At 71.8% G+C, this 16,830-nt stretch carries 16 protein-coding genes; 1 reads left to right on the forward strand and 15 read right to left on the reverse strand.

The genetic code is table 11. The features are described 5' to 3' along the window. Positions 1-41: 41 nt before the first annotated feature. The 9 genes from JGS39_RS03530 to JGS39_RS03570 form a co-directional block, all read right to left on the reverse strand. A complete protein-coding gene (locus JGS39_RS03530; protein WP_136326119.1) occupies positions 42-236 on the reverse strand; it encodes a ferredoxin in 195 nt (64 codons plus the stop codon). A 20-nt stretch (positions 237-256) separates the two neighbouring features. After that, the gene (locus tag JGS39_RS03535) at positions 257-1,480 is read right to left on the reverse strand and encodes a cytochrome P450 (RefSeq protein WP_219567198.1); all 1,224 of its coding nucleotides are present in this window, start codon (positions 1,478-1,480) and stop codon (positions 257-259) included. Continuing rightward, the gene (locus JGS39_RS03540; RefSeq protein ID WP_219567199.1) at positions 1,477-2,703 is read right to left on the reverse strand and encodes an acyltransferase family protein; all 1,227 of its coding nucleotides are present in this window, start codon (positions 2,701-2,703) and stop codon (positions 1,477-1,479) included. Before JGS39_RS03540 ends, JGS39_RS03535 begins: the two co-directional genes overlap by 4 nt. Before the next feature lie 65 nt (positions 2,704-2,768). Continuing rightward, positions 2,769-4,448 (reverse strand): dipeptide ABC transporter ATP-binding protein, encoded by a 1,680-nt coding sequence (locus JGS39_RS03545; RefSeq protein ID WP_219567200.1) that lies wholly within the window; start codon positions 4,446-4,448, stop codon positions 2,769-2,771. After that, complete coding sequence (locus tag JGS39_RS03550) at positions 4,445-5,317, reverse strand: ABC transporter permease (RefSeq protein ID WP_219567201.1); 873 nt, start codon at positions 5,315-5,317, stop codon at positions 4,445-4,447. The genes JGS39_RS03545 and JGS39_RS03550 overlap by 4 nt, the downstream gene beginning before the upstream one ends. Continuing rightward, complete coding sequence (locus tag JGS39_RS03555) at positions 5,314-6,279, reverse strand: ABC transporter permease (RefSeq protein WP_219567202.1); 966 nt, start codon at positions 6,277-6,279, stop codon at positions 5,314-5,316. Before JGS39_RS03555 ends, JGS39_RS03550 begins: the two co-directional genes overlap by 4 nt. Then, positions 6,279-7,727, reverse strand: coding sequence for an ABC transporter substrate-binding protein (locus JGS39_RS03560; RefSeq protein ID WP_308120156.1), 1,449 nt, complete (start codon positions 7,725-7,727; stop codon positions 6,279-6,281). The genes JGS39_RS03555 and JGS39_RS03560 overlap by 1 nt, the downstream gene beginning before the upstream one ends. A 251-nt stretch (positions 7,728-7,978) precedes the next feature. After that, entirely contained in the window at positions 7,979-9,022 is a 1,044-nt protein-coding gene (locus tag JGS39_RS03565) for an LLM class flavin-dependent oxidoreductase (RefSeq protein ID WP_219567203.1), read from the reverse strand. A gap of 108 nt (positions 9,023-9,130) precedes the next feature. Continuing rightward, positions 9,131-10,603: a DHA2 family efflux MFS transporter permease subunit gene (locus tag JGS39_RS03570; RefSeq protein WP_219567204.1), complete on the reverse strand. Its 1,473-nt coding sequence runs from the start codon at positions 10,601-10,603 to the stop codon at positions 9,131-9,133. Between the two features lie 79 nt (positions 10,604-10,682). On the opposite strand from JGS39_RS03570, the gene JGS39_RS03575 reads away from it, so the two are divergent. Beyond that, the gene (locus JGS39_RS03575) at positions 10,683-11,366 is read left to right on the forward strand and encodes a TetR/AcrR family transcriptional regulator (protein WP_219567205.1); all 684 of its coding nucleotides are present in this window, start codon (positions 10,683-10,685) and stop codon (positions 11,364-11,366) included. On the opposite strand, the gene JGS39_RS03580 is transcribed toward JGS39_RS03575, so the two are convergent. The 6 genes from JGS39_RS03580 to JGS39_RS03605 are packed head-to-tail and all read right to left on the reverse strand — an operon-like array spanning position 11,356 to position 16,820. Beyond that, the gene (locus JGS39_RS03580; RefSeq protein WP_219567206.1) at positions 11,356-11,856 is read right to left on the reverse strand and encodes a flavin reductase family protein; all 501 of its coding nucleotides are present in this window, start codon (positions 11,854-11,856) and stop codon (positions 11,356-11,358) included. The two genes, JGS39_RS03575 and JGS39_RS03580, sit on opposite strands and share 11 nt — an antisense overlap. Next, entirely contained in the window at positions 11,853-12,938 is a 1,086-nt protein-coding gene (locus tag JGS39_RS03585) for an alpha/beta fold hydrolase (protein WP_219567207.1), read from the reverse strand. The genes JGS39_RS03580 and JGS39_RS03585 overlap by 4 nt, the downstream gene beginning before the upstream one ends. Beyond that, a complete protein-coding gene (locus tag JGS39_RS03590) occupies positions 12,935-13,702 on the reverse strand; it encodes a 2-oxo acid dehydrogenase subunit E2 (protein WP_219567208.1) in 768 nt (255 codons plus the stop codon). Before JGS39_RS03590 ends, JGS39_RS03585 begins: the two co-directional genes overlap by 4 nt. Next, positions 13,699-13,926: an acyl carrier protein gene (locus JGS39_RS03595; RefSeq protein WP_219567209.1), complete on the reverse strand. Its 228-nt coding sequence runs from the start codon at positions 13,924-13,926 to the stop codon at positions 13,699-13,701. The genes JGS39_RS03590 and JGS39_RS03595 overlap by 4 nt, the downstream gene beginning before the upstream one ends. Further along, entirely contained in the window at positions 13,910-15,784 is a 1,875-nt protein-coding gene (locus tag JGS39_RS03600; RefSeq protein WP_219567210.1) for an HAD-IIIC family phosphatase, read from the reverse strand. Before JGS39_RS03600 ends, JGS39_RS03595 begins: the two co-directional genes overlap by 17 nt. Before the next feature lie 4 nt (positions 15,785-15,788). Continuing rightward, on the reverse strand, positions 15,789-16,820 hold the full coding sequence (locus JGS39_RS03605; RefSeq protein ID WP_219567211.1) for a 3-oxoacyl-ACP synthase III family protein: 1,032 nt from the start codon (positions 16,818-16,820) through the stop codon (positions 15,789-15,791). Positions 16,821-16,830: the final 10 nt, after the last annotated feature.

Raw genomic sequence — 16,830 nt, forward strand, 5'->3', positions numbered from 1 at the left:
GTCCGCGACCGCGTCGGCCAGCCGTCCCGTGACGGGCATGCTCAGGCCTCCAGAGCGATGGCCTGCGAGGGACAGAGCGCCACGGTGTCCCGCAGCCTCGCCTCCTCGGCCGCGCCGTCCACCCGGTCCTCCAGGACGAGGACCGTGCCCTCGTCCGACTGGTCGAAGCGGTCGGGGGCGGACAGGACGCACTGACCCGCGCCCAGACACCGCTGTGTATCGGCCTTGATGTGCATGAATACCGGTTCCCTTCTGATCACCATGTGACAGGCAGGCGCCAGATGCCCTGGACACCGCCCGGTTCCTTGACCGGCAGCTGCCCGGAGGGTTCGGCGAGGCGCAGCCCCGGCAGCCGGCGGAAGAGTGTGGACAGCGCGATCTCCATCTCGGCCCTGGCCAGGTTCTGGCCGATGCACTGATGGACGCCGTGTCCGAAGGAGATGTGGTGGCGGGCGCCGCGCCCGACGTCGAAGGCGTCTGCGGCAGGGAAGGCCTCGTCGTCCCGGTTGGCCGACGAGATGACGACGATCACCCCGTCACCCGCCCGGATCCGGTGCCCGCCGAGCTCCGTGTCGACCGTCGCGAACCGGGCGACGCCGTCCGCGATCGCCATGTACCGCAGCAGCTCCTCGACCGCGCCCGGCAGCAGCGACTCGTCGGCGCGCAGGGCCGCCAGCTGCTCCGGGTTCTCCAGCAGGGTGAGGACGCCGAGCGCGATCGCGCTCGCCGTGGTCTCGTGTCCGGCGACCAGCAGCAGCAGCGCGATGTCGACCAGATCGCGACGGGTGAGCGCACCGGTGGAGAGCTGCTCGGCGATCAGGGTGTCGAGCAGCCCGTCGCCCGGCTCCTCCTCCTTGCGCCGGATCAGCCCGTCGAGGTACGAGGCGAGCTGCGCGAACGCGTCGGCGCTGTCCTCCAGACTCGTCGTCCCGGTGACCACCCGCCGGGACTGCTGCTCGAAGAACCCGTGGTCGGTGTACGGGACGCCGAGGAGCTCGCAGATCACGACGGACGGCACCGGCAGGGCGAAGTCCGGAACCAGATCGGCGACCGGGCCCTTGGCCTCGATCGCGTCGATCAGTTCGTCCACGAGCCGCTGGATACCGGGCCGCAGCGCCTGAACCTTGCGGACCGTGAAGTTGGTGAGCAGCATGCGCCGCTGCACGGTGTGCTCCGGCGGGTCCATGCCGATGAAGTTGCGGACCTTGCGCGCCGACTCGAAACGGGGAGCGGTGGCCGGGTAGTGCGGATGGACCCGGTCCGAGGAGTAGGTGGCCGCGTCGAGCAGGACCTGACGGGCCTCCGCGTGCCCGCTCACCGCCCAGACCCGGCGCCCGTTGTACAGCTCGACCAGCGAGACCGGTCCCTGCTCGCGGTACGTGTCGTAGCCGGCGGGCGGCTGGAAGGGGCAGCCGCGCGCCTGCGGATACGCGGGCAGCTCCTGGCTCTCCGTCGACGGAGCGGTACTGATCTCGGTCATTCCCCGGCCTCCAGGACAGTGAGTGGAGCGACGGCAGGAGCGGGTGCGGCCGGTGGAGCCGCTTCGGACGCTGCCGGATTCTTCGCGCGCGGAGCACTGAACCGCCGTACGGCGGGGGCCTCGACCCAGGTGAACAGGGCCTGGGCCAGGGCGAGGGCGGTCAGCAGGGCGGCGAGCAGCAGAGCGGCGGCCGCGGCACCGGACAGGTCCTCGCCGGCGACGAACCACTTGTGGCCGTACGTCACCACCAGCCCGTGCACCATGTAGAACGCGAACGAGAGCTCGCCGAGCCGCACCAGCACCCGCCCCCGGAAGGGCGAGGCGGTCTGCCGGACATCGGCCTGCGCGGCGGCGACGACCAGCGGGGTGAGCCACAGGGCGCCGGTTCCCGCGACACCGTACAGATACGGCACCGACGCGTTGAGGACGTAGCCGCCCACGGCGATCGCGGCGGCGGGCAGCAGCGCGATGCGGGGGATCGCGCCGGTCAGCACCAGCCGGGCGGCGATCATGCCGAGCACGAACTCGATGGCCCGGACCGGCGGGAAGAAGTAGACGGACCAGATCTGCTCGAAGGACAGCGAGCCGTCGGCGATGAACGGCAGCGGGGTACCGGCCACGGCCCAGCTGCTGACGGCCGGCACCAGGACGGTGAGTGCGGCGAGCACACCGGCGAGCGTCCACAGCCGGCGCGCCGTCAGCCGCTCCAGGAAGGGCAGCAGGAACGGGAAGGCGAGATAGAAGAACAGCTCGCACGACAGCGACCAGCTGACGGCGTTCATCGTGTTCGGCACCTGGATCTGGGGTATCCACGCCTGCACGAGGAAGAGGTTGGCCAGGACGCCCTTCGTGGTGAACACCTCGGAGGCGGCAGCCATCAGGGCGGCGGCGGCCACGAAGGTGACGAGGTGGTTGGGGAAGATCTTCACCAGCCTGCGCCGCCAGACGCGGGGCGCGCCCTCCGCGGGCCGCGCCGACCAGGTCAGGACGAAGCCGCTGAGGACGAAGAAGAACGTCACCCCGTAGAAGCCGGCGTTGGCGAACGTGTCGCCCAGCGTGTCGCCCAGCCCGCCCTCGAAGAACCGGGTCTGGAAGGTGGTGTGGAACGCGAAGACCAGCAGGGCCGCCAGGAAGCGCATCCCGGTGAGGGACGGCAGCCTGGCGGCCCGCGGCAGATCCGGGGCGGGCGGTGGCGGCGTGGACGGTGCTGGGGAGCCTGGCATGGCTGATGACCTCCGACTTGTCCGAAACTGGCCCGTCGAGGCTCGCAGTCGCGTGTTGGCCGGTTCTAAAGCCGCTCTTGTGCGGTACGCGCACGCCGTGGCACCGCCTCCAGCAAGGCCCGGGTGTACGGATGCGCGGGCTTCGCGAACACCTCCTCCACCGGTCCGGACTCCACGATCCGGCCGTCCTTCATCACCAGCACCCGTGCGCAGATCTCCCGGACGACCGCGAGGTCGTGCGAGATGAAGAGCGTCGCCAGGCCGAGGTCCTCCTGCAACTGCCGCAGAAGGTCCAGTACTTGTGCCTGTACGGACACATCGAGCGCCGAGACCGGCTCGTCGCACACCAGTAGCCGCGGCGAGGGCGCCAGGGCGCGCGCGATGGCGACCCGTTGGCGCTGCCCGCCGGACAGGGCCAACGGCCGGCGCTCCAGGTGCTGCGCCGACAGACCGACCTGTTCCAGCAGCCGTACGGTGCGGGCCTGCCGCTCCGCACGCCCGACGCCGGCCGTGGCCAGGGCCTCGCCCACGATCCGGGCCACGCTCCAGCGCGGATCGAAGGCGCTGAGCGGATCCTGCGGCACGAGTTGCAGGGTGTGGCGCCACTGCCTGCGTTCATGCTCTCGCAGGGTGCTCCACGGGGTTCCGGCCAGCCGCACCGTGCCACCGTCCGGCGCCACCAGACCGAGGACCATGCGGGCCAGGGTCGACTTCCCCGAACCGGACTCGCCGACCAAACCGAGGGTTTCCCCCGGCCGCAGCGCGAACGACACCTCGTCGACCGCGGTCCGGCGGCTGCCGCGCGCACCCCTGAACACCTTGGTGGCACGGGAGACCTCAAGGAGCGGCTCGGCGTCGTCCGAGGCCACCGCGGCTCGGGTCGCTCGGGGGCGGCTGCCCGGGATGGCCGACAACAGCGCCTTGGTGTACGGGTGTTCCGGTGATTCCAGCACCTTGCCGACCGGGCCCGACTCCACGATCCGGCCGTCCTTCATCACGGCGACCTCGTCCGCGAGCGCCTCCACCACCGCCAGGTCGTGGCTGATCAGGAGGAGACCGGTGCCGGCTTCCTTCAGCTCGCCGAGCAGCGCGAGAATCCGTGACTGCACCGAGGCGTCCAGCGCGGTCGTCGGCTCGTCCGCGATCAGGACACCGGGCTCGGCCGCGATCGCCGAGGCGATCAGGGCCCGCTGCCGCAGCCCGCCCGACAGCTGGTGGACATAGGCGCGGGCCCGTTCGGCGGGCTCGGGCACACCGACCCGCTCCAGCAGGGCGAGGACGCGCTCCCCGGCCTCCTTGCGCGGGACGACCCGATGCGTCAGCAGCGGTTCCGCGATCTCCTTGCCGACGGGCCGCAACGGGTCCAGGGCGACGAGCGCGTCCTGAGCGACCAGCCCGACGCGCCGGCCCCGTACCGCACGCCACTGCCGGGGACCGAACTCCCGGGCCTCCCGGCCCGTGATGCGCAGCCTGCCGGCCGTCACCTCGGCGGTCGGGCCGGCGAGGCCCAGCAGACTGCGGGCCAGCGCGCTCTTGCCCGACCCGGACTCACCGACGACGGCCAGGCACCGGCCCCCGGCGAGGGAGAACGACGCGTCCCGCACGGCGTGCACCTGACCGGGCCCGGTGCCGAACCGTACGTTCAGACCCGCCACGTCGAGCAGCGGGGCCACCTCCTGGACGGGCACACCGGCCCGTGTCTGCGTGGAGTCCGGGGCCGTACCCCGGGACGATGCGGTGGTCATGAGGCGGCCCGTCCTTCGGCTCGTGCCTGTGCGTGGCGGCCCACGACGGTGACCGCGAGGACCGTGCCGACCAGCAGCAGGCCCGGGAAGAGCGCGATCCACCAGGCCTGGTCGAGGAAACCCTGGCCCTCCGTGAGCATCGCACCCCACTCCGGCGTCGGCGGCTGGGCGCCGAGTCCCAGATAACTCAGCGCCGCCCCGGTCGAGATGGACGCCCCCAGCGTGACCGTCGCCAGCACCAGCAGCGGCCCCAGCGTGTTGGGCAGCACATGGCGCAGCACGATCAGCGGACGCGGAACGCCCAGCGCCACCGCGGACTCCACATAGCCCGACCGCCTGACGACCAGCGCCTGGGCCCGCACCACCCGGGCGAACCCCGGTGCGGTCCCCACCGCGACGGCGATCGTGGTGCCCAGCACCCCCTTGCCCGCGATGAGGACCACCATCAGGGCGAGCAGCAGCCCCGGCAGCGCCAGCAGGGCGTCGGTGGCGCGCATCAGCACGGCGTCGCCGAACCGGCCGGACAGTGCGGCGGCCAGCCCCCACACCACCGCGAGCCCGACCCCGGCGCCCGTGGCCGCGGCACCGATGGCCAGCGAGTAGCGGGTGCCGTGCACGACCCGGGTGAAGACGTCACGGCCCAGCTGATCCGTACCGAACCAGTGGGACCCGCCCGGTGCTTGGAGTGCGTGCACCGGGTCCGTGTCGGTCGGACTGCCGCCCGCCAGCAGCGAGGGCGCCAGCGCGGCCAGCAGGATGAGCCCCAGCAGCACGGCGGCGGCGAGCATCCCCGGCCGCACCCGGCGCCTGCGTACCCTGCCGGCCGCAGGGACCGGTACCCCGGCCCGTACGGCCTGTTCCACACTCATGCGGCGGCCACCCCCGTTCCCTTGCGCAGCCGGGGATCCACGACCACGTACAGCACTTCCACCAACGCGCCGACCAGCACGAACACCACGGCCGACAGCGCCACCACGCCCTGCACCACCGGCAGATCGCGGTCACTCACCGCCTGGAGGGTGATCCGCCCGATGCCCGAGCGCGCGAACACGTTCTCCACCACCACGGCCCCGCCGAGCAGGGTCCCGGTGAACCAGCCGGTGAGGGTGAGCGCCGGCAGCGCGGCATGGCGCAGCGCGTGGTGCGAGCGCACCGTGTGCTCGGCGAGCCCCCGCGACCGGGCGGTGAGACTGAACGGCTGCTCCAGAGCGCCGAGCAGCCCCTCCCGCATCACCTGCGTGAGCACCGCCGCGATCGGCAGCGCCAGCGTGATCACCGGAAGGACCAGCGAGCGGGCGTCCCCGCTGTCGGAGACCGGCAGCCAGCCCAGCCGGAACGAGAAGACCGTCAGCAGCATGATGCCGAGCCAGAACGACGGCGTGGACACCACGATCAGCTCCACCGCCGTCGACACGCGGCGCGGCCACCGCGAGCGCCCGGAGGTCAGCACGGTCACGGCGGCCGCCAGGACCACGGCCACCAGTGAGGACCACAGGGCGAGTTGGGCGGTGGCGCCGATCTGCTCGGCGAGCAGCGAGGAGACCGACTGCTGCAACTGGTAGGAGTCGCCCAGCTCGCCGGAGACCAGCTTCTTCAGATACGAGCCGTACTGGAGGGCGAGCGGCCGGTCGAGACCGTAGTGGTGGCGTATCTCCTCGCGCTGTTCGGCGCCGACCAGCGCGTTCGAACCGACGATCGCACTGACCGGATCGCCGGGTATCAGCTGAAGCGCCAGGAAGGCGCAGGTGGCGGCTCCCCAGACAACGAGGACGGCCGCCCCGATCCGGGCCGTGACGGCCCGGATCGCGGCGGGTATGTGCGGGACCGCCATCAGCCGGCCTCGACCCAGGCGCCGTAGAACTCGGGCCACGCCGAGAGTGAGAGCCGCAGCCCGTGCACCTTCTTGTTCACACCGACCGACGCCTTCTGGACATAGGCGGGGACCACCGCTGCCTGGTCGATCGTCCACTTCTGCACCTGCGCGTAGTACGCGGCACGCTGGTCCGGGGCCGTGGCGCCCTGTGCCTTCTTCAGCCAGGTGTCGACCTGCGGGTCGGCGACCCTGGCGAAGTTGTGCCCGCCGCCCGCCGACGACTCGGTGGAGAGGAAGAAGCTGCTGAGGATGTCGCCGTCGCCGCGCGCCCACGACGTCTCGACCACGTCGTAGCGGCCCTCGTCCAGCTGGGCGGAGACCGCGGTGGCGTCGGTGGAAGCGGCAAGGTCCAAGTGGATACCGGCCTTCTTCAGATCGCCCTGTACGGCCTGGGAGAACACCGAGGCCGTGCCGTAGACCGGGGCGACCACGGTGAGCCGCTTGCCGTTCTTCGTCCGGTAGCCCTCGGAGTCGCGCCCCGTCCAGCCCGCCTGGTCCAGCAGCCGGCCGGCGAGCGCCCGGTCGTAGGGCCAGCTCTTCTCCAGTCCGGAGTCGTAGCTGTGCGGGGTCGCGGGGGACAGGGTGCTCCAGGCACGGGTGCCGGTGCCCTGGAACACCGACTTCACCAGGGCGTCCAGATCGATGGACCGCTGGAACGCCTTGCGCACCCGGGCGTCCGAGAACAGCGGGCTCTTGGTGTTGAGGTAGAACGTGTCGACCGCGCCGGGGACGTCCTTGCCGACGACGTCCAGCCGGGCGTTCCTGCGTACGGACCCGATCTGGTTGGCCGGAACGGCCGCCGCCGCGTCGACCTGACCGGAAGTCAGCGCCCCTACCCGTGTGGCGTCCTCGGTGATGAAGCGCACGGTGAAGGAGTCCAGGCGGGCGGGCCCGCTGTGACCGGCGCCCTTCGGCGCCCATGCGTAAGCGGCGTTCCTGGTGTAGCCGCGCTTCTGGCCCCGGGTGTAGGCGGCCGCCTCGAAGGGGCCGGATCCGACGGAGTCCGTACCCGCGCAGAGCTTGTCGGCCCCCGCCTTCAGCGACGCGGGCGAGGCTATCCCCAGATACGTGGTGCTCGCGGCCTGGAGGAACGGCGCGTACGGCCGGCTGAAGCGGACCTCGACCTCGTACTTCCCCTTCACGGTCGTGCCCGCGTAGGGACCGAGCAGCCCCGCCGCGTACTGCGACTGGGTCGCCTTCGCGGTGATGTGGTCGAAGTTGGCCTTCACCGCCGCCGCGTCCAGGTGCTTCCCGTCGTGGAAGGTGACGTCCTCGCGCAGGGCGAAGGTGTACGTCCGGCCCCCCTCCGAGGTCTTCCACGACTTCGCCAGCCACGGCTCCAGCTCACCGTCCGGGGTCTGGTAGACGAGCGAGTCGAAGACCGGCCGCTGGACGAAGGCGGTCACGTCCTGCGCGCTGGTGTGCGGGTCCCAGCAGTCCGGCTCCTGCTGCGCCGCGTAGGTGAGGCTGCCGCCGCTCCGGGGTTTCGCCTGCGCGGCGGGGGCGGAGCCGCCGTCGGAGCTGCACGCGGCGGTGGCGGCGAGCAGCAGGACGGACAGCAGAGCGGCTCTTCGGGGGGGTACGGCGCGGGTGCATATGGGGACTCCGGGACATGGAAACGAGGTGAGGGGTGCCGGACGTACTGTCGCGAGTACGTCTAAAGCCGGGCTGAAACGCCCTCGGAGGAGCCGGGAGTGACCTCCCGGGCCGCCTGTGCCAGCAGTTCGAACGAGCGCAGCCGCTCCTCCTGGCCGGGGACGACGGTCAGCGCCATCAGCTCGTCGGCCCCGGTGCGCTCCACCAGCGCGGCCAGCTTGTCGCGCACGGTGTCCGGTGCGCCGATCAACTGGCGCTCAGCCAGCTCCTCCAGGAACTGCAGCTCCGCCTCCGCGTACGCGTGGCCGGCCGCCGTCCGCGCGGAGGGGAACGCGTCGAAGCGCCGTACCGTACGCATCTTTATCTTTCCGAGCAGATACGGCGCGGCGACCTCACGGGCGGCCCGGTCCGTGTCGGCGACGGTGGTCAGCGCGGAGATCAGGGTGCGCGGCCGGTCCAGATGGGGCGAGGGCCGGAAGGTCTCGCGGTAGCGGTCCAGCGCGAAGGCCGTGGCATGCGGGTTGATCTGGTGGGCGAAGGCGTACGGCAGTCCCAGCGATCCGGCGAGCTCGGCGCTCGCCGGGCTGGAGCCGAGCATCCACAGGTCCGGCCTGCCGTCGGCCGCCGGCACGGCGGTGATCGGGGAGGAGGGGTCCGCGGGTGCGAAGTAGCCGTTGAGCTCGGCGACCTGGTGGAAGAAGTCGTCCCCGCCCCGCTCGGGTGCCCGGCGCAGTGCGCGGGCGGTGTGCGGGTCGGTGCCGGGGGCGCGGCCCAGACCCAGGTCGACGCGGCCGGGGTGAAGGGCTTCCAGGGTGCCGAACTGCTCGGCGACGACCAGGGGGGCGTGGTTGGGCAGCAGTACGCCCCCGGAGCCGACCCGCAACGTGGTCGTGGCGGCGGCCAGGCGTCCGGCGAGGATGGCGGGCGCCGAGGTGGCGAGGCTCGGGGTGCTGTGGTGCTCGGCCACCCAGTAGCGCAGGTAGCCGAGTTCCTCGACGCGCGGGGCCAGGGCGACGGTGTCGCGCAGCGCCTGGGTCGCGGAGCCGCCCTCGAAGACGGGCACCACGTCGAGCACGGACAGGGGGATGCCGAGGGGTCGGCTCATGGAGACCTCCGGAAGGAGCGCGCCGCCGGACGGGGGTCCGGCGGCGCGGGCTGGACGGATATGCACATGCGGGAGGAGCGCCGGGCGCCCCGTGCCGGGGCGCGCGGCTCAGGCGTGGTCGGTGACCGGATCGGTCTCGGCGGGCGTCTCGGCCGGGGTATCGTCCGCGGCCGGTTCCGGCTTGGGCTTCCCCGGCAGCAGCAGACCGGCTGCGAAGACCACGACGGCGGCGGCGACCGGCCACCAGAAGGCGTTGCCGAAGGAGTCGGCGGTGGGGGCCGCGTGGGAACCGCCGCCCTGGAGGATCAATGCCACCACCGCGATGCCCAGCGAGGCCCCGATCTGGTTGAGGATGAACACCGCGCCGGTGGCGCCCGCGACCGCCTCGCCCGGCACCGTCTTGTAGACCGAGCCCATGGTGGGCGCGCCCACCAGGCCCATGCCGAAGCCGGCGGCGAACTGCGCGGCGGTCAGCGCGATCTGCGAGGTGCCGGAGTCCGAGCCGGTGAAGACCAGGGCGCCGAGACCGATGAGCAGAGCGCCGGTGGGCACCAGCCGGCGAGCGCCGACCTTGTCCGCGAGGTTGCCGGCGATCGGCATGCCGATCAGGGTGCCGAGGCCCAGCGGGGCGAGCAGCAGCCCGGATTCGAGGACGCTGTGGCTGTGCACCTGCTGGTAGTACAGCGGCAGCAGGAAGAGGAGCGAGAAGAGACCGCCGCCGAGCAGGAACATGGTGGTCACGCTGGCGCTGAAGCCCTTGTTGCTGAACAGCCGCAGATCTAGCAGCGGAGTGACGGTGGTGCGCAGGGCGTGCACGGCGTACGCGACGAACAGCGCGACACCGACGGCCAGCCCCACGATCACCTTGGTGCTGCCGAAGCCGTCGCCGCCGGCCTGGGACAGGGCGTAGACGAGCGCGGCGAATCCGGGGGAGAGCAGCGCGACACCCAGGGCGTCGAGGGGCACCGGGTCACCGCTCGGCGGCGGGTCGGCGGGCAGCACCCGGATCGCCAGCACGATCGCGGCGAGCGCGAAGGGGATGTTGACCAGGAACATCCACTCCCAGGAGAAGTTGTCCAGCAGCAGCCCACCGATGATGGGGCCGAGCACCGGGCCGAGCGTGATCGGTACGGAGACCAGACCCATGACCCGGCCGATCCTTGCGGGCCCCGCGGCGCCCGCGACGACGGTCATCATGATCGGGTCGACCATGCCCCCGCCGAAGCCCTGGACGATGCGGAAGGCGATCAGGCTCTCCGCGTTCCAGGCGAAGGCGCAGAGCGTCGAGCCGATCAGGAAGACCGAGAGGCCCAGCAGCCACATGCGCTTGGCGCCGAACCGGACCACGGCCCAGCCCGCCAGTGGGATCGCCAGGGCGACCGCGAGCAGATAGCCGGTGGTGACCCACTCGATGGTGGCGAGTGTCGCGTGGAACTCGCCGCCCAGCGTGCTGATCCCGACGTTGACGATCGTCGCGTCCAGGTAGGACATCATCCCGCCGAGCACCATGACGCCGACGAGCGTGAGCAGAGCGGCATCGAGCCGGGCAGGCCCGCTCCCGGCCGCCTTTGTTTCAGACACGGCAACTCCTTTTAACCACTCTACCCAGAAAATTTTACTGGGTAGTTAAATTCTGTGGCTGGCACGGTAGCATGGCTGCATGAGCGTTGGCGAGAACGAAGAGACGGCCGGTGGCCCGGTGGACCGAGGGCGGCTGGACAAGCGCCGGGCGATCGTGGAGGCCGCCCTGCGGGTCTTCGCGCAGGTCGGATACGCACAGGCGAGCCTGGACGTGATCGCCGCCGAGGCCGGGGTGTCCAAGCCGACGATCTACAACCACCTGGGGTCGAAGGAGAAGCTGTTCCGGCATGTCATGACGGAGACCGCCGCCCGGTCCAACGCCAAGACCCTCGACGTCCTCACCGCCTTCCCGACCGACCCGGACCAGCTGCGCCCGGGCCTGGAGGACCTCGCCACCAAGCTCGTCGACTGCTACTGCGACGAGCAGTCCGAGTCCGTGCGCCGGCTGCTGTACGCGGAGGCCGTGCGCTTCCCGGACCTCTTCGACGCGGTGCGGGCCAGCGGGCCCAACCAGTTCACCGAGGCGCTCGCGGGCCGGCTCGCCCGCCTCGCGAACGCGGGGCACCTGCGGGTCGAGGACCCGGTCAGGGCGGCCAACCAGTTCATCGCGCTGGTCTACGAGGAGCTGCCCGGGATGAGCGCGCTGGGCACCCGGCCCCTCGACCCGGCCGACGTCGCGAAGGTCGTCACCGCCGGTGTCGACACCTTCCTGCGCGCCTTCGGTACGGAACCGGCCGGCGGCCCCGGCAAGGTCAGCGGCTGAGCCGTCCGTACGAGCCCCGGAAGAACAGCAGCGGGTCCCCGTCCTCCACCGCGTCGAGCCGGTGCACCCGGGCGACCACGATCACATGGTCGCCCGCCGGGTGCTCGGCCTCGACCGAGCATTCCAGCCAGGCGAGCGCGCCCTCCAGGACCGGTGCGCCGTCCGGCGAGGAGCCCCAGGGCATGCCGTGGAACTTGTCACCGCCGGTCACCGCCAGCCGGGACGCGGCCTCCCGCTGCCCGACCCCCAGGATGCTGATCCCCAGCAGCCCGCCGGCGCGGATGCGCGGCCAGCTGGTGCTGGTGTCCGCGACGCAGAACGAGACCAGCGGCGGATCGAGCGAGACCGAGCAGAACGAGTTCGCAGCGAGCCCCGACCGGCTGCCGGTCGCCGTGTCCTGCGAAGCGACGGCGACCACGCCCGTCGCGAACCGTCCGAGCACATTGCGCAGACATCGAGTGCCGCCGTCGAGGGCTCTCGTCCCGGTCATGCCCGATTTCCCCCGCCGTACCGCAGCCGTGCGAACTCCCTGGTCAGTGCCACCCGTTGGTCGCCGAACCCGCCGCGCATCCGCAGCACCGACAGCAGCGTCCACAGGCGCGTCTGCGCGAAGTGCAGCGGCGAGCCGTGCACATCGTCGTGGGCCAGCAGCCGGACCCCGCGCACCCGCTCCCGCAGCAGCCGGGCATCACCCGGCGGAATGATCTCGTCCCGCAGGCTCGTCACATGCGCCACCGGAATCCGCAGGGCCGCCAGTTCCTCGGGCGACAGCGCCCAGTCCCCGATCAGCCCGTAGACCTCGTCCGGCTTCGACCGGGTGAGATGGGCCAGCGTGTCCGTGGTGATCCGGGGGACCTTGCGCTGCCACGCGGTGTCCGTGAAGAAGTCGCGCAGCGGCGCCCCCGCGCCGACGACACCGCTGATCCGTGAGTCGTACAGGGCGGCCCGCAGGGCCAGATGCCCGCTGAAGCTGAGCGCGAGGGCGTACGTGCGGGAGGTGTCGGCCCGGTCACCGACCGCATCCAGGACGGCGGAGAACATCTGCCAGCTGTCGGCCCCGTACAGCAGGGAGTTCTCGCCCACGCCCGGCATCTCGGTGACCACCCCGGCGAAGCCCAGCGCCCCGAGCTGGAGCAGCACCGGCGCCCACTGCTCCTTGACGGAGACGATCCCGCCGGTCATCACCAGCAACGGCTTGGGGTCCGACGCGTCGAGCCCCGCGGTCCAGCAGCGGATCCGGCCGCCAGCGAGGTCGATGTCCAGCCGCTCCACGGCCGGGAAGTCCGACCGCCAGGTGTCGAACGACGCGGTGCACCGCTCCAGGGCCTCCTGCCGCGCCGAACCGTCCACGAACGGGAATCTGGCCATGTTGTAGTGCACGGAGGCGTCCAGCGGCTTGCCCTCGGCCTCCAGCCGGGCGCCCTCGGCGCTCCACTCGTGCACCCAGGACCCCGGGGTGCCGTTCTCGTCGTCCTCGATCCGGGAGAGCAGCGGATCGTAGTGCGCGGGCGGCAGGCCCTGCGAACGGGTGTGGGCGACGACGAAGTTCTTCAGTTCCGCGATGTCGTTCATACGCTTTCCAGCGCCTCCTTGACCTCGGTCAGTACGTCTGCCGCCTCGGCGCCGTCGATGACCCGGTGGTCGAAGGCCAGACTCAGCCGCAGCACCGGAGCCACCACGATCCGGCCCTCCCGCACGACGGGCCGATCCAGGACACGGCCGACCCCGAACGTGGTCGTCGTGCCGCCCACCGAATGGAAGGAGTCGACCGCGCGGTGGCCCAGCGAGGTGACCGCGAACGTGCCGTTGAGATGGGGCCGCAGGGCGAGCGAGTCCGCCGCGGCGCGGAAGGCCTTGCGGCCCTCGGCCCAGGGGGCCCGGTGCAGTTTCCGTACCCCGTCGAACTCGGGCAGGTTCTCCGGGTCGCCGTCCCGGACGCGCTCCAGATGCTCCTGTATGGCGGGCAGTTCGGACTCATGGACATGGGGCACGATGGTGCCGAGCACCACCCGGCGCCCGTCCAGGGTGCGATCCAGGGCCACCTTGCCGTTGACGAACGGATAGTGCGCGATCCTCAGCCGGCGGGGCCCGCCGCGCACCGCCGCGTTGGCGTCCGGGTGCTTGGCCAGCACCCGGCCGGCGGCCCGCAGCACGTACGTGGTGGTCGCATAACGCACCCCCTCGCTCTCCAGCGCCGCCGCGCGGTGGGCGAGCACTCCGCTCATGTCGACCTCGGTGTCGAGGAACACCGGCGAGAAGTCCCGGATCACCTCCAGGAAGAACAGCGTGTGCCTGCGCTGGCGGGGGAGCAGCTCACCGGTATCGGGGGTGGTCACGGCGCGACCGCCAGCAGATACACGTCCTTCAGGCTGGATGCCTCCAGGACATCGGCCAGCGGCAGCGAACGCCCCGTCTCGCGCTCCAGGACCGTGCACAGCGCCAGCAGATGCACCGAGTCCCAGGATTCCACGGTGTCCAGGCCCCGGCCGAGGTCATCGGCGGTGACAGGCAAAGCGAGTTCGTCCCGCAGCAGCGTGACGAAATCATCGACGGTCTTCACTGGGGGTCCTTTCGAAACGGGCGGTGAGACGGATGTGATCGACGGCTGCGGCGGCCGGCCGGGACGCGAGCCGGAAGTCGGCCGAGTCCGCGTCCTCGCGGACCGTCTCGAATCCGGCCCGGGGGTAGAAGTCCGCCACCTTGCCGTTGCGGGCGGTCCGCGCATACGCGGCCCGTACCTCGGTGGCACCGCTGTCGAAGGCGTGCCCCAGTACCGCGCCGAGGACGGCCTGCTCGATGCCGCGCGAGAAGACACGGCAGCTCAGCAGGAAGTTCTCGATGTGCAGCACCCCGGCCTGGCGTCGCAGCAGCACCACGCCGACCAGGCCGTTGTCCCCGAACCGGTCGGCCGATTCGATCGCGAGCACCCGCACCGCCGGATCGTCGTGCAGAGCCCGCACCTCGGCGGGCTGCAGCCGCCGGGTGGTGAGGTTGAACTGATTGGTGCGCAGAGTGAGCTGGGAGACCCGGTCCAGCCTGGCCGCGTCCACGGGGGCGAGCGTCACGGAGATGTCCAGCTCCCGCAGATAGCCGTCGAGGGACTCGAAGGTGTGCAGGAAGTCCTGCCGCGCCCGCTCCTCGCGATAACGGGCCGGCCGGGCCCGGTCCTCCGCGGTGAGGGCCCGCACATCGAACCAGCCGTCGCGCAGCAGCCGTTCGACATGGAGTGCGGGCTCCCGGCCCACCTGGAGCACCGCGACGCCGGGCAGCTCACGGCGGACGAGGCCGCACTCGAAGGAGCTGTCGTCGACGAAGACGAAGCTGTCCGTGCCCAGATTGAGGTCGGCCGCCAGCTCGGCGAGGTTCTCGTGTTTGGGCCGCCAGTTGGCCCGCACCTGCACGAAGTCATCTTCACGCAAAGTGAGTTCGGGATGCTCTCGCAGGGTCTTCACCACCGGTTCCCGGTCGTTCTTGCTGACGGCGGCCAGCAGTACCCCCTGGGAGCCCAGTTGCTTCGCCACCGCCTGGAAGCGCCGGAAGGCCTCTCCGCGATAGCTTCCCGCCACCTCGATCCCCTCGGGGCCCGCCTCACCGAGCACACCGCCCCACACGGTGTCGTCCAGGTCCAGGGCGAGCACCTTCTTCGCCCCGCCCGCCGACTGCCGCGCCAGATGGCCTATCTCGCGGGCGTAGCCGGCCAGCAGCCCGTCGGACAGATGCGCCTTGGCGTACACGCTCTGCCGTACGTCATGGGCGGCGACCCCCTCCGCGAGCAGCGGGTCGAGATCCACCGTGACCACCTCGGGCCGGGTCTCCACCAGACGCAGCAGACGGGCGTTGGCCTCCCGCCACACGGCTCCGAGCCGGGCCCGTGAGCCGAGGTCGACGAGCTGCGCGGTCAGCGAGCGGGGCAGCGGGAGCGTGTTGAGGACGAGCGTGGCGCCCCGGGCCGTCGCGGCGAACACCTCGGCGGCCCGCTCGACCAGCGCCGTCTTCTCGTCCAGGACCCGCTCCACGTCCTCCACCCGCCAGGGAAGCGGCAGTTCGTCGGCCACGAGCGCCGGGTCGAGGACACAGAGGACCAGAGAGGGGGCGGCGGCGTAGAGGTCGCTGCCCGGATCCGCGAGGTCGAAGACCCAGCTGTCGAAGTCGGACAGCCGCACCCGCGCCAGCAGCCCGTGCCGGGCCAGCTCGCCGGTGAGCGCGGGCACCAGCGCGGACAGGGTGCCGTGCCCGGTCACCGCGATCAGCGGCGCGGGCGTGCCGGGGTGGGCGGCGAGCACCTTGCCGGGATCCAGCCGGGCCAGGGCCCTGCCCGCCCGGACGAGAGCGTCCCCTTCCAGACCGGCCACCAGGCCCCGCACGGCGGGGTAGTCCTCGGCCGTGATCTCCCGCAGGTCCGCGGTCGTGTCGGTCACGGTGTCAGCTCCCTTCCAGGGCGAAGCCCGCCTTGAGCCACTTGCTGGACTCGATGGAGATGCCCACCGCCCGCCGGCCGCCGGCCAGCCGGGCGAGTGCCCGCTCCAGCTGGAGGAAGACGATGGCGTTGCCGCAGTTGCCCGCGTCGTCGACGCAGGAGACGGCCTCGGCGTCCGGCAGGCCGAGCCCCTCGGTGATCAGCCGGGTCATCCGGCCGGACAGCTGGGGAGGCAGCAGCAGGTCCACGTCCTCGCGGGCCCAGCCCAGGCCGTCCAGCAGCTCCTCCAGCACCTCGCCGGCCATGGCCGGCACGTGCTTCTCGATGGCCTTGTAGTCCTCGGTGGCCGCCGGCCGGTCGCTGTCCCGGTCGGCGGGGCCGAACCATTCGAGGACCGCGCCGGGCTCCCTGCCCAGCCCCACCAGCCGGGTGAACAGCGCCCGTACGGACACGGCGCCCGGCCCCGGCTCGGTGGAGACGACCGCAGCGCCGGCCGCGTCCCCGAACAGGACGTAGTTGACCAGTTCGGCAGGAGCCGTGGCGCGCAGATCGGTGTCCAGGTCGTAGAACCGGGCGATCACGTCGCCGCCGAGCACCAGCACGGTACGGGCGCTCCCGCTGCGCAGCAGCTGCTGGGCGACATCGAGTGCCTGGACGGCGCCGGAGCAACCCGACTGGAGCTGGAAGCTGCGTACGCCGTCGATACCCAGCCGGTCCGCGACCACGTTGACGGTCGCCGGCATCAGCCGGTCCGGCGTTGCGGTGCCCAGCACCACGGCGTCCACCTGTCCCGGGGCCAGACCCGCCCGGTCCAGTGCCGTGCGGCCCGCCTCCTCGGCCAGATCCGCCAGCGACACGGTGAGCTTCCCCGAGTCCAGATCCAGGGCCAGGTGGCGCGATGCGGTGCCGATGAAGACATCCACCCACTGCTGCCACAGCGCGTCCATGCCGAACCGCTCAGCCAGTGCGGCGTTGTCCAGTGGCGGGCCGGGAAGCGCGGAGGCCGCCGACCTTATGTACACGTCCCGACCCGTCATGAGGGCCCTT

Source organism: Streptomyces poriferorum (assembly GCF_019399235.1).
In the GTDB taxonomy this organism is placed as follows: domain Bacteria; phylum Actinomycetota; class Actinomycetes; order Streptomycetales; family Streptomycetaceae; genus Streptomyces; species Streptomyces poriferorum.

Excerpts from the sequence above, each read along its gene's own strand:
- JGS39_RS03575 (WP_219567205.1), top strand. The coding sequence starts at position 10,683 with ATGAGCGTTGGCGAGAACGAAGAGACGGCCGGTGGCCCGGTGGACCGA.
- JGS39_RS03555 (WP_219567202.1), bottom strand. The coding sequence starts at position 6,279 with ATGGCGGTCCCGCACATACCCGCCGCGATCCGGGCCGTCACGGCCCGG.
- JGS39_RS03545 (WP_219567200.1), bottom strand. The coding sequence starts at position 4,448 with ATGACCACCGCATCGTCCCGGGGTACGGCCCCGGACTCCACGCAGACA.
- JGS39_RS03540 (WP_219567199.1), bottom strand. The coding sequence starts at position 2,703 with ATGCCAGGCTCCCCAGCACCGTCCACGCCGCCACCGCCCGCCCCGGAT.
- JGS39_RS03550 (WP_219567201.1), bottom strand. The coding sequence starts at position 5,317 with ATGAGTGTGGAACAGGCCGTACGGGCCGGGGTACCGGTCCCTGCGGCC.
- JGS39_RS03565 (WP_219567203.1), bottom strand. The coding sequence starts at position 9,022 with ATGAGCCGACCCCTCGGCATCCCCCTGTCCGTGCTCGACGTGGTGCCC.
- JGS39_RS03585 (WP_219567207.1), bottom strand. The coding sequence starts at position 12,938 with ATGAACGACATCGCGGAACTGAAGAACTTCGTCGTCGCCCACACCCGT.
- JGS39_RS03580 (WP_219567206.1), bottom strand. The coding sequence starts at position 11,856 with ATGACCGGGACGAGAGCCCTCGACGGCGGCACTCGATGTCTGCGCAAT.
- JGS39_RS03605 (WP_219567211.1), bottom strand. The coding sequence starts at position 16,820 with ATGACGGGTCGGGACGTGTACATAAGGTCGGCGGCCTCCGCGCTTCCC.
- JGS39_RS03535 (WP_219567198.1), bottom strand. The coding sequence starts at position 1,480 with ATGACCGAGATCAGTACCGCTCCGTCGACGGAGAGCCAGGAGCTGCCC.
- JGS39_RS03530 (WP_136326119.1), bottom strand. The coding sequence starts at position 236 with ATGCACATCAAGGCCGATACACAGCGGTGTCTGGGCGCGGGTCAGTGC.